The sequence below is a fragment of the Aeromonas jandaei genome, from assembly GCF_037890695.1.
Taxonomy (GTDB): Bacteria; Pseudomonadota; Gammaproteobacteria; order Enterobacterales; family Aeromonadaceae; genus Aeromonas; species Aeromonas jandaei.
The window spans coordinates 1,580,001-1,594,965 of record NZ_CP149571.1 but is presented as its reverse complement, the minus strand read 5'-3'; the positions used below and the strand labels follow the sequence as shown (position 1 = coordinate 1,594,965).

The following is a 14,965-nucleotide window of genomic DNA, read 5'->3' as shown; positions in this document are numbered from 1 at the left end:
AGGAAGAGAGAAGCAATGGCCAAGACCCTCTATCAGAAAGTATTCGACGCCCACGTGGTCCGGGAAGTGGAAGGGGAAACGCCCCTCATCTACATCGACCGCCATCTGGTGCATGAAGTGACCAGTCCGCAGGCATTTGACGGCCTGCGCGCCATGAATCGCCAGCTGCGCCGCCCGGATCTGACCTGGGCCACCATGGATCACAACGTCTCCACCACCACCAAGGACATCGCCGCCTCCGGCGAGATGGCCCGCATCCAGATGGAGACGCTGGCCGCCAACTGCAAGGAGTTCGGGGTTCGCCTCTACGATCTCAACCACAAATATCAGGGGATCGTCCATGTGATGGGCCCCGAGCTCGGCATCACCCTGCCCGGCACCACCATCGTCTGCGGCGACTCTCACACCGCCACTCACGGCGCCTTCGGTTCGCTGGCGTTCGGTATCGGCACCTCAGAAGTGGAACATGTGATGGCCACCCAGACCCTGAAACAGGGCCGCGCCAAGACCATGCGCATTTCGGTCAACGGCAAACTGGCCGAGGGGATCAGCGCCAAGGATGTGGTGCTGGCCATCATCGGCAAGGTCGGCCACGCCGGTGGTACTGGCTACGTGGTGGAGTTCGCTGGCGAAGCCATCGAAGGGCTCACCATGGAAGGGCGGATGACAGTGTGCAACATGGCCATCGAGCTCGGCGCCAAGGCGGGGATGATTGCCCCCGACCAGACCACCATCGACTACATCCGTGGCAAGGAGTTTGCTCCCAAGGGCGAGGCGCTGGAGCAGGCTATCGCCTACTGGCAGAGCCTCAAGAGCGATGAAGGTGCCCGTTTCGATGCCGAGGTAGTGCTGGACGCAGCCGATATCGCCCCGCAGGTCACTTGGGGAACCAACCCGGGGCAGGTGATTGCTGTCAATGAACCGATTCCGGCACCGGAATCCTTCAGCGATCTGATGGAGCAGCAGTCCGCCCGCAAGGCGCTCGCCTACATGGACTTGCAGCCGGGCCAGAAGCTCTCCGACGTTGCCATCGACAAGGTGTTTATCGGCTCGTGTACCAATAGCCGCATCGAGGATCTGCGCGCTGCCGCCGCCATCGCCCGCGGTCGCAAAGTCGCGGCCGGGGTGCAGGCGCTGGTGGTGCCGGGCTCCGAACAGGTGAAGGCACAGGCCGAAGCTGAGGGCTTGGACAAGATCTTCATCGAGGCTGGCTTTGAGTGGCGCCTGCCCGGCTGCTCCATGTGTCTGGCCATGAACAACGACCGGCTGCAACCGGGAGAGCGCTGCGCCTCCACCAGCAACCGCAACTTCGAAGGGCGTCAGGGCCGCGCCGGCCGCACTCATCTGGTGAGCCCGGCCATGGCCGCTGCTGCCGCCGTCACCGGCCGCTTCGCCGACATTCGCGCACTGTAAGAGGAAAGAGTGATGACAGGATTCAAACAGCATAAAGGGATCGTCGTCCCCCTCGACAGCGCCAACGTCGACACCGACGCCATCATTCCCAAGCAGTTTTTGCAGAAGGTCAACCGCATCGGTTTTGGCAAGCACCTGTTCCACGACTGGCGCTTCCTCGATGATGCCGGCCAGCAGCCCAACCCCGAGTTCGTACTCAACCAGCCGCAGTTTGCTGGCGCCAGCATCCTGCTGGCCCGCGAGAACTTCGGCTGTGGCTCGAGCCGCGAGCACGCCCCCTGGGCGCTGGCCGACTACGGCTTCAAGACCATCATAGCCCCGAGCTTTGCCGACATTTTCTACGGCAATGCCATCAACAATGGCATGGTACCGGTGCGCCTGAAGGAGGAGGAGGTCGACGCCCTGTTCCAGCTGGTGGCCGCCAAACCGGGCATCGAGATCGAAGTGGATCTGGAGGCCAATCAGGTGCGCGCCGGTGAGCTCAGCTTCGGTTTCGAGATCGATGAGTTCCGCCGTTACTGCCTGCTCAACGGCTTGGATGCCATCGGTCTGACCCTGCAGCACGAGGCAGCCATCAGCGCTTTTGAAGCGAAGCAGCCGAGCTGGATTTAACGCGCCAGTTGCAAAAAAACGAGTAGAATCAACAGGGAGCTTCGGCTCCCTCTTTTATTTCCGCCAATGCACTTCACCCAGCAGGCCAGGGATGCGGCCTCAAGACAGGATAAGGACGATGAAGAGAACGACGGCGATGCTTTTGCTCTGCACTTTGCTGGCGCTGCCGGTTGCAGCTGCCCAGACCTACTTCACCAACAGCCTCGGCCAGATCAATGTCGGCTGGCAAGATAGCACTGGCAAACCCCGCCAGCTCACCTATCGGCTGGAGCCGGGCAAACTGCCGCCCCTTATCGCCTATCGTCCGGCACGAATGGAAGAAGAGGTACTGCAAACCCTGCTGCGCGGGGTACGCGAGAACTACCCCGAGGTGCAGTTTACCCTCTCCCGCCCCTCCCTCGAGCTGCATCTGAAAAGTCACAATCAGGATAAAGCCAAAGAGGCCATGGCCTGGCTGGAAACGCAACGGGGCAAAGAGGAGCAGGCGTGGCTGACCAAGCACTACTTTCAGTACTTCACGCCACCGGATGGCCAGCTGGCGGTGAAGCAGGACCATGTTCGTATTGCGTTGGAGAGCCGCAGCGCGGTGGCGCCGCTGGCTGAGCAGTTGAAACAGCAGGGGAGCAGCGAGCCGGAAGCGCGCCAGAAAACCGTGGCCGAGATGCTCGCTTTTATCCAGAGCATCCCCTACAAACAGCTGGACAGTCTGAACGGACGGCAGGGCAAGGGGTTTCTCACCCCCCGTCAGGTACTGGAACAGAACCGCGGCGATTGCGACAGCAAGGTGACCCTGATGGCCGCCATGCTGGCCCAGCTCTTTCCCGAATTGAAGCAGGCCATGGTCTTTATCCCGGGCCACGCGATGCTGGCGGTCGACCTGCCAGCCAAACCGGGTGATGCCACCATCAGCTGGCAGGGACAATCCTATCTGCTGCTCGAACCTACCGGTCCTGCCGCATTACCGGCTGGCCAAATAGCATCGACCAGCAAAACGCTGGTCGATGGCAAGCAGTTGAGTGTGCAACCGGTTCAGCCCAAAGGCTGAAACTCCACCGCCAGCAGCAATCCTGTCTCCTCCTCCAGCACCCGAATGATCCGGGCATGGGCTTCGAAAGGGGGAAGCAGGTTGTTGTTGGTTGCGAGGCTAATCCGGATCGGCTGGGTTGTATCAAGCTGGTGTTCCGCTACCGAGATCCCCATGCCGTTGGCACTGAGATCCCGACAGATGCCCTCCAGTACCTGATGCTGCTGATAAACGGTAACCGGAGCATTGATGACCATACGTGCAAAGGCACGTCTTTCCTTGGTACTGGTAAGCACGCGAAGATCCTCTGTTGAGTGGGAATCATCTCATGGGCAGCGCACAATTGTGCTGGTCTACCCAAAAGAACGTTAATACAATGCGGTGCGTTTCTCAAACGGGGTGCGGTTTACCGCTGAGATTATACCCGTGAACCTGATCCAGATAATGCTGGCGGAGGAATTTGAGGCACGGCGCTCATTTTTTGCGCCCTCACCCGCTGGCACCTCATAATGGAGTGCCCTTGATGAAAACCCTGCTGCTGGTCGCCACCAGCCTGCTCTCGGCTCAGGCTTTCGCCGCCGACACCCTCACCGTCTACACCTACAGCTCCTTCACTGCCGACTGGGGCCCAGCACAAGATCAAGCAAGCCTTCGAGAAGGAGTGCGGCTGTACCCTCAATCTGGTTCCCCTCGAAGATGGCGTCGCCATCCTCAACCGGCTGCGACTGGAGGGCAACCACAGCAAGGCCGACCTGGTGCTGGGGCTGGATGATGCACTCATCAGTGAAGCCAAGCAGAGCGGCCTGTTCGCCCCCCATCCCGCCAAGCTGGATGGCATCAAAGTGCCGGGTGGCTGGCAGGATGACACCTTTATCCCCTACGACTACGGCTACTTCGCCTTCGTCTACGACAAGAGCAAGCTCAAGACTCCGCCCAAGAGCCTGAAAGAGCTGGTGGAGCGCCCCGATCTCAAGGTTATCTATCAGGATCCCCGTACCTCGACCCCGGGGCAGGGGCTGATGCTGTGGATGAAGTCTGTCTATGGTGACAAGGCACCTGCCGCCTGGGCCACGCTTGCCAAGAAAACGGTCACCGTCACCAAGGGGTGGTCCGAGGCCTATGGCATGTTCCTCGATGGCGAAGCGGACATGGTGCTCTCCTACACTACCTCCCCTGCTTACCACCTTATTGCCGAGAACAAGCCCCAGTATCAGGCTGCCGCCTTTGAGGAGGGGCACTACCGTCAAGTAGAAGTGGCCGCCAAGCTGAAGAGCGCCAAACAGGAGAAGCTGGCTGACCAGTTCCTGCAGTTTATGGTGAGCCCCGCCTTCCAGAACGAGATCCCGACCGGCAACTGGATGTATCCGGTTATCGACACGCCGCTACCCAAGGGCTTCGAGCAGATGATCACTGTATCCAAGCCGCTCGCCTTCAGCAGCGATGAGGTGGCCGCCAATCGCAAAGGGTGGATCCGCGAGTGGCTGCAAGCCGTCGCCCAGTGAGTCAGCTCGCGCTGAAGCAACAGGATCGCCCCCTCTGGTGGCTGCCGGGCAGTGCAGCCACCCTGCTGATCCTGCTGTTGTCCCTCGGGCCGCTGGCGGCCCTGCTGTGGCAGGCCGGTTCACTGGCGCCGCGCACTTTGCTGGCAGACCCCTATCTGCGCCATGTGCTGGGCTTCAGCCTCTGGCAGGCGCTGCTCTCCACCCTGCTGAGCCTGGGACTGGCCATTCCGGTGGCCCGCGCGCTGGCACGGCGCCGCTTCATTGGCCGAACCCTGCTGATCAAGCTGTTCGGTCTCTCGCTGGTACTGCCGGTCATCATCGCCATCTTCGGCATCGTGGCGGTACATGGCAAACAGGGGTGGCTGCCGCAACTGCTGCGCAGCTTGGGACTGGATCCCGGCAACTATCTCTACGGCCTGTTCGGCATTCTGCTGGCCCATGTCTTCTTCAACATGCCGCTGGCGGCGCGTCTCATCCTGCAGAGCATCGAGAGCATTCCCGAATCGAGCTGGCGCCTCGCCAGCCAGCTCGGCATGCGCTCATCCCATATATTCCGGCTGCTGGAGTGGCCGCTCATTCGCGGCATATTGCCCGGGCTGGCCAGCCTCATCTTTATGCTCTGCTTCACCAGCTTCACTACCGTGCTGGCGCTGGGCGGCGGCCCCAAATCGACCACCCTGGAGGTGGCCGTCTATCAGGCGCTGCGCTTTGACTTCGATCTCGCCACCGCTGGCGGCTTGGCGCTGGTGCAGCTCATCCTGACCGCCACCCTGCTGCTCCTGCAGCACAAACTGCAGACTACGCCAGCCAGTCGGGTGACTCCCCGTCGTCCCTGTCTGCGGCCGGATCGCCATCAGCCGGGCACGGCTGTGGTGGATCTCTTCTCGCTCTGCATCGGTCTCGCCATCTTTCTGCCGCCGCTGCTGGCCATCGTCGTCGCCGGCCTCCACCCCGGCCTGCTGACTGCGCTCACTTCCGCCAAGCTGTGGCAGGCGAGCGGTCAGTCGCTGTTGATTGCATTGGCAGCCGGTGCCTTGGCCACCCTGCTCGGCGGCGCGCTGCTGCTCACCAGCCGTCATCTGCGGGTACGGGCTCGCAAGCGACGGGCTGCCGCCTTGTGGGAGGCCAGCGGTTCGGTGATCCTGATGATCCCGGCCGTGGTGCTCTCTACCGGCCTGTTCATCCTGTTTATGCCCTTTGCCGACGTGTTCGCCCTCGGCCCCTGGCTGGTAGTGCTGGTCAACGCCCTGATGGCGCTACCCTATGTGCTGCGCACCCTCTCCGCCCCCATGCAGCTGGTGGTGCGCCAGTATGACCGGCTGGCGGACAGCCTGGGGGTACGCGGCCTGCATCGTCTGCGGCTGGTGGAGTGGCCGCTGCTGCGCCGTCCGCTGGCACTGGCGATGGCACTGTCGATGATCCTCTCGCTAGGGGATCTTGGCGCCATCGCCATGTTTGGCAGCCAGGAGCTCACCACCCTGCCCTGGCTGCTCTACCAGCAGCTCGGCAGTTACCGGCTGACCGAGGCGGCCGCCACCGCCCTGCTGCTGCTGACACTCTGTTTCTCCCTGTTCTGGCTGGTGGAACGGGGGCTTGGAGGAAAACATGCTGAACATTGATACGCTGGTGACCAGCTACCCCGACTGGCGCGTCAGCTTCAGCGCGAAGCTGCCCAAGGGGGAGATCACTGCACTGATTGGCCCAAGCGGCGCAGGCAAGTCGACCCTGCTCGGGATGATCGCCGGTTTCGTGCCGGTGGAGTCAGGCAGCCTCAGCTTCGAGGGCGAAGATCTGTTGCCGCTTCGGTCCGGCCGAGCGACCAGTTACCACCCTGTTTCAGGATCACAACCTGTTCCTGCACCTGTCGGTGTTCGACAATATCGCTATCGGCTTGCACCCGGGTCTGCGCCTGAGTGCCGCCCAGCGGGCACAGGTGATCGATGCAGCCACGCGGGTTGGTCTCGGTGAGATGCTAAGCCGCCTGCCGGAGCAGCTCTCCGGCGGCCAGCAGCAGCGGGTCGGGCTGGCCCGCGCACTGGTGCGGGGCAAACCACTGCTGCTGCTGGATGAACCCTTCTCGGCCCTCGATCCGGCCCTGCGTCGGGAGATGCTGGCCGAAGTGGCACGCCTCGCCTGCGAGCAGGGCATTACCGTACTGATGGTCTCCCACAATCCGGAGGATGCCCAGCTTATCGCCGATAAGGTACTGTTTGTCGACGAGGGGTGCATCGCCCTGCAAGGCAAGCCGGATATTCTGCAAAATAGCAACCACCCGGGGCTGCTGCGCTATCTGGGTCAATAGCCTCGGCACAAGACTGCGCCGGGATCAAAAAGGGGAAGCCAATCGGCCTCCCCTTTTAATGCAAACATATCGGGTGAAATCAGAGGTTCTCCTCGGCAAAGGAGGCCAACCGGCTGCGCACCACCCCGTTGAGGAAGATGTTGGCACTGCCGTCGAAATCCTTGAAACGCTCGACTATGTAGGTCAGACCCGAAGTCACCGGGCTCAGGTAGTTGGAGTCGATCTGGGCCAGGTTACCGGAACAGACGATCTTGGTGCCCTCCCCGCAACGGGTAATGATGGTCTTGATCTGGGAAGCCGTCAGGTTCTGGCACTCATCCAGCAATACGAAGGTGTTCTGGATGCTGCGCCCGCGCATGAAGTTGACCGATTTGAACTGGATATTGGCCTTCTCCATGATGTAGCTGAGCGAGCCACTCATGTTCTCATCCTGCTTGTGCAGCACCTCCAGAGTGTCGGTTACCGCCGCCAGCCAGGGCATCATCTTCTCCTCCTCGGTACCGGGCAGGAAGCCGATGCTTTCGGCAATTTCCGGGGTATTTCGAGTGACGATCACCTTCTCGTAGATCCCCTTCTCGATCACCAGCTCCAGCGCAGCAGCCATGGCCAGCAAGGTTTTGCCGCAACCGGCCGGGCCGGTCAGGATCACCAGGTCGATGTGCGGATCCAGCAGAGCATCCAGCGCCATCCCCTGATAGACGTTCTTGGGATGTACACCCCACGCCTTGCGGGACATCAGTCGCTCACGGCCCAGATCCTTGATGCGGATCTTCTGGCCATCGTGGCTGAGCACCCGGGCAGCAAAGAAATTCTCTTCATCCACCAGATACTGGTTTACGTGAACCCCCTCCAGCAGGTTGGCATCGATCACATGGATTGTGTCGCGGCCATGGGTCTCGCTCTCGCACTCGCCGACGCGCTCCCAGAAGCTGCCGGGCACCACCTGAAAGCCCTTGGCCAGCAGGCGGATATCGTCGATCAGCTGGTCGCTGCGATAATCCTCGACGTGGGCAAGTCCGGCCCCCTTGGCCTTGAGGCGCATGTTGATGTCTTTGGTGACCAGCACCACCTGACGCTTCAACTCATGCTTTTGCAGATAGAGGGCCGCGTTGATGATGCGGTTGTCGGCCTCCTTGTCGGTGAACACCTCGGCATCCTGCGGCAGATGGTGATCGCTGAAGATGCAGATATGGCCGCTCGCCTCGCCGGCCAGCGGTACTCCTTGCGCAATCTGCTCCGGAGTCGCATCGCGGAACACATCTTCCAGCGCACGGATGGCTACCCGCGCATCGCGGCTGACATCCTTGTGGCGATCCTTGATGTTATCGAGCTCTTCCAGCACCGTCATGGGGATGAGCACGTCGTGCTCTTTGAAGGAGTAGATAGCGAGGGGTTCGTGAAGCAGAACGTTGGTATCCAGGATAAACAGCTTTCGGTCCGTATTGTCCATAAGCATCCTCCTTGGCACTGAAGGGCCACGTGTGTGAATCTCGGATGTCATTGAAACCACACGGCCGTGACAGTTTTATTACCTTCAACGCTACGCCCGATTTTACCATCACGCAACAAATGACTTGCAGCACCAGAATCGTTCGAACAGAAAAGCAGCAATAAAAAGACCGGCCATCGGGCCGGTCTTTTTATTTATCTAGCGGATTAACCACATTTGGAGTCGCCACAATTGAGGCAAGTCATGCAGCCATCCTTAAGCACCAGCGCCTTGGTATGGCACTTGTAGCAGAGCGCGGCATTGGCCGGGAAACCACTGCCAGCCTGCTGCTCTTCGGCCTCCTGAGCGGCTTTCAACTCGGCTTGCTTCTCGGCCAGAAACGCCTGCTGATGCTCGTCCAGCCCCGGCGCCTTGAGCATGCCGATCTCGGTGAGATGGCTCTCGATCACGTTGCCAATTTCGGCGATCAGCGATGGAACGTACTTGCCCTTGTTCCAGTAGCCGCCCTTGGGATCAAACACCGAGCGCAGTTCCTCCACCAGAAAGGTGACATCCCCACCCTTGCGGAATACGGCGGAGATAATGCGGGTCAGCGCCACGATCCACTGGTAGTGTTCCAGGCTCTTTGAGTTAATGAAGATCTCGAACGGGCGGCGGGTTTCGTGAACAGTACCCTCGTTGAGAATGATGTCGTTGATGGTGATGAACAGCGAGTGTTCGGAGACATGCTCCGGCGTCTTCAGCTTGTAGGTGGTTCCCATCAATCGCTCCGGGCGCAGCACGGTTTCGTGCATGTGCACCACGTCATCCTGCGGGGCCAGCTCTTCTTGCGGCTCATCCTTGGTACGCACCTTGTAGGCGACGATTTTCTTGTCGATCTTTTTGGCCATAATGTCGTTCTCAGAATTTACCGTAATAGCCTTCTTTCAAGGCGTCGTAGAGGTTGGCGGCAGTGTGCAGCTCACCATCGTATTCAATCTCTTCGTTCCCCTTGACTGAGATGACGGAGCCATCCTCCAGGGTGAAATCGTACAGGGTGTTCTCCAGATCCTTCTCCTTCACCAGCACGCCCTGGAAGGCCTCCGGATTGAAGCGGAAGGTGGTGCAGCCCTTGAGGCCGGAGTCCGAGGCATACATGTAGATGTCCTTGAACTGCTCGAACGGGAAATCAGTCGGCACGTTGGCAGTCTTGGAGATGGAGGAGTCGATCCAGCGCTGGGCCGCCGCCTGAATGTCCACATGCTGCGCCGGGGTGATGTCATCAGCAGTAATGAAGTAGTCCGGCAGACGGCTCGCCTCATCATCGGCATAGGGCATGGCGGACGGGTTCACCAGCTCGCGATAGGCCAGCAGCTCGAAGGAGTAGACATCCACGCTCTCCTTGCTCTTCTTGCCCGGCTTGATGACGTTGCGGCTGTAGTGGTGAGCAAAGCTCGGCTCAATGCCGTTGCTGGCGTTGTTGGCCAGTGACAGCGAGATGGTGCCGGTGGGCGCAATACTGCTGTGGTGAGTGAAACGCCCACCCACTTCGGCCAGCTCGGCGACCAGCGCAGGATCCACTTCGGCAACCTGCTGCATATAGCGGCTATAACGCGCATGCAGCACCTTGCCCTTCACCTTGTCACCCACCTTGATGCCATCAGCCGCCATTTCCGGGCGCAGACGCAGCATCTTGCCAGTCACTTCGAATTCCTGCTCCATGATGGGGGCAGAGCCTTTCTCCTTGGCCAGACGCAGGGACTCCTGCCAGCCGGTCATCGCCAGCTCCTGGGATACCTGCTCGGTAAAGGCGACGGACGCGGCAGAACCGTACTTGATCTGTAGCATGGTCAGGGTAGAGCCAAGCCCCAGGAAGCCCATGCCGTGGCGGCGCTTGTTGATGATCTCCTCGCGCTGCTTGGCCAGCGGCAGCTGATTGATCTCCACCACGTTGTCGAGCATGCGGGTAAAGATGGCCACCACCTTGCGAAACGCCTGCCAGTCGAACGCCGCGTTTTCGGTAAAAGGGTCGCGTACAAACTTGGTCAGATTGACCGAGCCAAGCAGGCAGGCGCCATAAGGCGGCAAAGGCTGCTCACCACAGGGGTTGGTCGCACGGATCTCCTCACAGAACCAGTTGTTGTTCATCTGGTTGACCTTGTCGATCAGGATGAAACCGGGTTCTGCATAGTCGTAGGTGGAGGTCATGATGACATTCCAGAGCTTACGGGCTGGCAGGGTCTTGTAGACCTTGCAGGCGACCTGCCCCAGTTCGTTAAAGACAACCCCCTCTTTGTTGGGCCAGTCTGCCCAGAGCACCTGAGCAGGATCGTCCAGCGCAATACCGTCCTGCTCCACCTCTTTGGCGGTGTAGGGGAAGATCAGCGACCAGGGCGCATCCTCTTTCACTGCCTTGACGAAATCCTCGGTGATCAGCAGGGAGAGGTTGAACTGGCGCAGGCGACCATCTTCACGCTTGGCCTGAATAAACTCGATCACATCAGGATGACGGATATCCATGGTGCCCATCTGGGCGCCACGACGGCCACCGGCTGACGAGACGGTGAAACACATCTTGTCGTAGATATCCATGAACGAGAGCGGGCCTGAGGTATAAGCACCGGCACCGGAGACAAAAGCACCGCGTGGGCGCAAGGTCGAAAAATCATAACCGATGCCACAGCCAGCCTTCAGGGTCAGCCCCGCCTCGTGCACCTTGCCGAGAATATCATCCATCGAATCTTCGATGGTGCCGGAGACGGTACAGTTGATGGTCGAAGTGGCAGGCTTGTGCTCAAAAGCCCCGGCGTTGGAGGTGATCCGGCCCGCCGGAATGGCGCCATTGCGCAGTGCCCACAGGAAAGGCTCATACCAAGCCTCCGGTTCCCGCTCCTGCTCCGCCAGAGCCCGAGCAACGCGCTGGTAGGTCTCATCGATAGTGCCATCGACAGGATGCCCATCCTTGCTCTTGAGGCGATATTTACTATCCCAGATCTCGAGGGAGGTTTCCTGGAGGGGGATGAGGCGGGAGCCAGTTTCGCTCTCCAGCACCGGGTTGGATTTAGCCATTTTCAATCAACCTTATGTGAATGCATCAACATCATGACAACAGCAGAAAACACAACTAATGGTGTCATCCAAAATTAATGACACAACATATAGTACACCTAATGCCATGAGGGCGCCGATTCTAACCTAAAAAAATGCCCCGGCCAGCAGGTTTCTGCGCCAGGGCACTTAACTGATTAATTTACTGAGAGATTTAACACTCAGACATGGATCAGGGCTTCTTGACGTAAACGGTCGGCGTATCACCCGCCATATTCAGATAGAACTCATAAACCCCGTCAGCATCTGGTGAGAACTTCATATCCTCATATTTGGAACAGGGATTGACCGGCACCGCCTCGCCACCGAGTACGGCAACGCCATCGCTCGGGCTCTTGTAGCCAAAGTTGGTGCCACAGCTCCAACCGGAGTCAGCAAACTTGAACTTGTAGGGGGCCCACTCTTTCTTGAGGGTGCCTTTCGCCATGTAGAGCTTGTCGGCCACCTTGACCACCTTGCTCGCATCGGTCGCCATCCAGTCGTTCATCTCACCGCGCAGATAGATGGACTTGCCGCCAAAATCGCTATTGTCAGTAGCCTGCTCCGCTCCACCGTGGGATGCACAACCACCTAATACCAGGGTTCCCGCCGCCAGTATCATCGTTACTGTTCTTTTGAACATGTCTCTATTCCTTAATTTATTGTGATTCCTTGGTCCATCCATGTGGACGAAGGCATTAAAGCAGAGCGGGAATCACAAGAAAGGTAGAATCATCACATTCTGTACTTTTTATGCCCAAACCCGGATGAGCGAGTCAAAAGGCGAGAGCAAGATCACTCCGGTTTTGGTGCAACAGAATTGAATAGAAAAGGATTAAAAAGCGAAGTGATTGAATGGATTAGTGGAAATAGAGGCTTTTCGGGAAGGTGGCGTAATTTTCAGGCAATAAAAAACCCCGCTCGATGAGCGGGGTTTCTTGTATTGGGTGCCTGGCAGTGTCCTACTCTCGCATGGCGAATGCCACACTACCATCGGCGCTACCGCGTTTCACTTCTGAGTTCGGCATGGGATCAGGTGGTTCCACGGCGCTATTGCCGCCAGGCAAAATCTTCAATCTGAGAAAGCTGATGTAAGTAGTTCGCTTCGTATTTGCTACAAGCCTTAGAACACTTCTTGGGTGTTGTATGGTTAAGCCTCACGGGTAATTAGTATGGGTTAGCTCAACACGTCGCCGCGCTTACACACCCCACCTATCAACGTTGTGGTCTCCAACGGCCCTTTAGGACCCTCAAGGGGTCAGGGATGACTCATCTCAGGGCTCGCTTCCCGCTTAGATGCTTTCAGCGGTTATCGATTCCGAACTTAGCTACCGGGCAGTGCCACTGGCGTGACAACCCGAACACCAGAGGTTCGTTCACTCCGGTCCTCTCGTACTAGGAGCAACTCCCTTCAATCATCCAACGCCCACGGCAGATAGGGACCGAACTGTCTCACGACGTTCTGAACCCAGCTCGCGTACCACTTTAAATGGCGAACAGCCATACCCTTGGGACCGACTTCAGCCCCAGGATGTGATGAGCCGACATCGAGGTGCCAAACACCGCCGTCGATATGAACTCTTGGGCGGTATCAGCCTGTTATCCCCGGAGTACCTTTTATCCGTTGAGCGATGGCCCTTCCATTCAGAACCACCGGATCACTATGACCTACTTTCGTACCTGCTCGACCTGTCCGTCTCGCAGTTAAGCTGGCTTATGCCATTGCACTAACCTCCTGATGTCCGACCAGGATTAGCCAACCTTCGTGCTCCTCCGTTACTCTTTGGGAGGAGACCGCCCCAGTCAAACTACCCACCAGGCACTGTCCGCGAGCCCGATTCAGGGTCCTGCGTTAGAACATCAAACATACAAGGGTGGTATTTCAAGGACGGCTCCAGCGCAACTGGCGTCACGCCTTCAAAGCCTCCCACCTATCCTACACATGTAGGTTCAATGTTCAGTGCCAAGCTGTAGTAAAGGTTCACGGGGTCTTTCCGTCTAGCCGCGGGTACACCGCATCTTCACGGCGAATTCGATTTCACTGAGTCTCGGGTGGAGACAGCATGGCCATGGTTACACCATTCGTGCAGGTCGGAACTTACCCGACAAGGAATTTCGCTACCTTAGGACCGTTATAGTTACGGCCGCCGTTTACCGGGGCTTCGATCAAGAGCTTCGCTTGCGCTAACCCCATCAATTAACCTTCCGGCACCGGGCAGGTGTCACACCCTATACGTCCACTTTCGTGTTTGCAGAGTGCTGTGTTTTTGATAAACAGTCCCAGCCATCTGGTCACTGCGACTCCCGTCAGCTCCATCCGCAAGGGACTTCACCAACAAGAGCGTACCTTCTCCCGAAGTTACGGTACTATTTTGCCTAGTTCCTTCACCCGAGTTCTCTCAAGCGCCTTGGTATTCTCTACCCGACCACCTGTGTCGGTTTGGGGTACGATGACTTGTAATCTGAAGCTTAGAGGCTTTTCCTGGAAGCAGGGCATCAATGGCTTCCACACCGTAGTGTGTTCGTCTCGTGTCTCAGCGTTGCACCTCCGGATTTACCTAAAGGTACCGCCTACGCACTTTCACCAGGACAACCGTCGCCTGGCCCACCTAGCCTTCTCCGTCCCCCCATCGCAATTACAAGTCGTGCAGGAATATTAACCTGCTTCCCATCGATTACGCCTTTCGGCCTCACCTTAGGGGTCGACTCACCCTGCCCCGATTAACGTTGGACAGGAACCCTTGGTCTTCCGGCGAGGAGGCTTTTCACCCCCTTTATCGTTACTTACGTCAGCATTCGCACTTCTGATATCTCCAGCATACCTCTCGATACACCTTCGCAGACTTACAGAACGCTCCCCTACCACTTGCACTAAGTGCAAATCCGCGGCTTCGGTGCCTGGTTTGAGCCCCGTTACATCTTCCGCGCAGGCCGACTCGACTAGTGAGCTATTACGCTTTCTTTAAATGATGGCTGCTTCTAAGCCAACATCCTAGCTGTCTGAGCCTTCCCACATCGTTTCCCACTTAACCAGAACTTTGGGACCTTAGCCGGCGGTCTGGGTTGTTTCCCTCTTCACGACGGACGTTAGCACCCGCCGTGTGTCTCCCGGATAGTACTTACTGGTATTCGGAGTTTGCATGGGGTTGGTAAGTCGGGATGACCCCCTAGCCCAAACAGTGCTCTACCCCCAGTAGTATTCGTCCGAGGCGCTACCTAAATAGCTTTCGGGGAGAACCAGCTATCTCCGAGTTTGATTGGCCTTTCACCCCCAGCCACAGGTCATCCCCTAACTTTGCAACGTTAGTGGGTTCGGTCCTCCAGTTGATGTTACTCAACCTTCAACCTGCCCATGGCTAGATCACCCGGTTTCGGGTCTACACCTTGCAACTAGACGCCCAGTTAAGACTCGGTTTCCCTACGGCTCCCCTATACGGTTAACCTCGCTACAAAATGTAAGTCGCTGACCCATTATACAAAAGGTACGCAGTCACCCCGAAGGGCTCCCACTGCTTGTACGTACACGGTTTCAGGTTCTATTTCACTCCCCTCACAGGGGTTCTTTTCGCCTTTCCCTCACGGTACTGGTTCACTAT

9 protein-coding genes, 2 rRNA genes, 2 pseudogenes and 1 riboswitch (1 of these 14 running past the window's edge) are annotated in these 14,965 nt (G+C 58.3%); of the genes and pseudogenes, 6 read left to right on the top strand and 7 right to left on the bottom strand.

The window, feature by feature from the left end:
- Positions 1-15 precede the first annotated feature (15 nt).
- The 3 genes from leuC to WE862_RS07725 all read left to right on the top strand — a co-directional run bounded on the left by leuC (position 16) and on the right by WE862_RS07725 (position 3,070).
- On the top strand, positions 16-1,413 hold the full coding sequence (gene leuC / locus WE862_RS07735; RefSeq protein ID WP_042031828.1) for a 3-isopropylmalate dehydratase large subunit: 1,398 nt from the start codon (positions 16-18) through the stop codon (positions 1,411-1,413).
- A gap of 12 nt (positions 1,414-1,425) precedes the next feature.
- On the top strand, positions 1,426-2,025 hold the full coding sequence (leuD, locus tag WE862_RS07730; protein WP_042031829.1) for a 3-isopropylmalate dehydratase small subunit: 600 nt from the start codon (positions 1,426-1,428) through the stop codon (positions 2,023-2,025).
- A gap of 118 nt (positions 2,026-2,143) precedes the next feature.
- Positions 2,144-3,070 (top strand): hypothetical protein, encoded by a 927-nt coding sequence (locus WE862_RS07725; RefSeq protein WP_042031830.1) that lies wholly within the window; start codon positions 2,144-2,146, stop codon positions 3,068-3,070.
- Here the strand turns inward: WE862_RS07725 and WE862_RS07720 are convergent.
- Positions 3,055-3,345 (bottom strand): PilZ domain-containing protein, encoded by a 291-nt coding sequence (locus tag WE862_RS07720; protein WP_041210374.1) that lies wholly within the window; start codon positions 3,343-3,345, stop codon positions 3,055-3,057. The two genes, WE862_RS07725 and WE862_RS07720, sit on opposite strands and share 16 nt — an antisense overlap.
- An 89-nt stretch (positions 3,346-3,434) precedes the next feature.
- A riboswitch (TPP riboswitch) is annotated at positions 3,435-3,525 on the top strand.
- A 47-nt stretch (positions 3,526-3,572) separates the two neighbouring features.
- Between WE862_RS07720 and thiB the strand changes: the two are divergent.
- From thiB to thiQ, 3 genes and pseudogenes are all read left to right on the top strand, one after another.
- A pseudogene (gene thiB, locus WE862_RS07715) lies at positions 3,573-4,551 on the top strand (thiamine ABC transporter substrate binding subunit).
- On the top strand, positions 4,548-6,170 hold the full coding sequence (thiP, locus tag WE862_RS07710; RefSeq protein ID WP_042031832.1) for a thiamine/thiamine pyrophosphate ABC transporter permease: 1,623 nt from the start codon (positions 4,548-4,550) through the stop codon (positions 6,168-6,170). The pseudogene thiB and the gene thiP overlap by 4 nt, the downstream one beginning before the upstream one ends.
- Positions 6,157-6,853, top strand: a pseudogene (gene thiQ, locus WE862_RS07705) (thiamine ABC transporter ATP-binding protein). Before thiP ends, thiQ begins: the two are co-directional and overlap by 14 nt.
- A 79-nt stretch (positions 6,854-6,932) precedes the next feature.
- Here the strand turns inward: thiQ and WE862_RS07700 are convergent.
- The 6 genes from WE862_RS07700 to WE862_RS07675 form a co-directional block, all read right to left on the bottom strand.
- A complete protein-coding gene (locus tag WE862_RS07700; protein WP_041210371.1) occupies positions 6,933-8,303 on the bottom strand; it encodes a PhoH family protein in 1,371 nt (456 codons plus the stop codon).
- A gap of 206 nt (positions 8,304-8,509) precedes the next feature.
- Positions 8,510-9,193 (bottom strand): NrdJb, encoded by a 684-nt coding sequence (locus WE862_RS07695; RefSeq protein WP_042031833.1) that lies wholly within the window; start codon positions 9,191-9,193, stop codon positions 8,510-8,512.
- Positions 9,194-9,203: 10 nt separating this feature from the next.
- Entirely contained in the window at positions 9,204-11,351 is a 2,148-nt protein-coding gene (locus WE862_RS07690) for an adenosylcobalamin-dependent ribonucleoside-diphosphate reductase (RefSeq protein WP_042031834.1), read from the bottom strand.
- A gap of 211 nt (positions 11,352-11,562) precedes the next feature.
- Complete coding sequence (locus WE862_RS07685; protein WP_042031835.1) at positions 11,563-12,012, bottom strand: pullulanase; 450 nt, start codon at positions 12,010-12,012, stop codon at positions 11,563-11,565.
- A gap of 306 nt (positions 12,013-12,318) precedes the next feature.
- A 5S ribosomal RNA gene (gene rrf, locus WE862_RS07680) occupies positions 12,319-12,433 on the bottom strand.
- A gap of 82 nt (positions 12,434-12,515) precedes the next feature.
- Positions 12,516-14,965: ribosomal RNA gene (locus tag WE862_RS07675) — 23S ribosomal RNA — on the bottom strand; it runs 439 nt beyond the window's last position.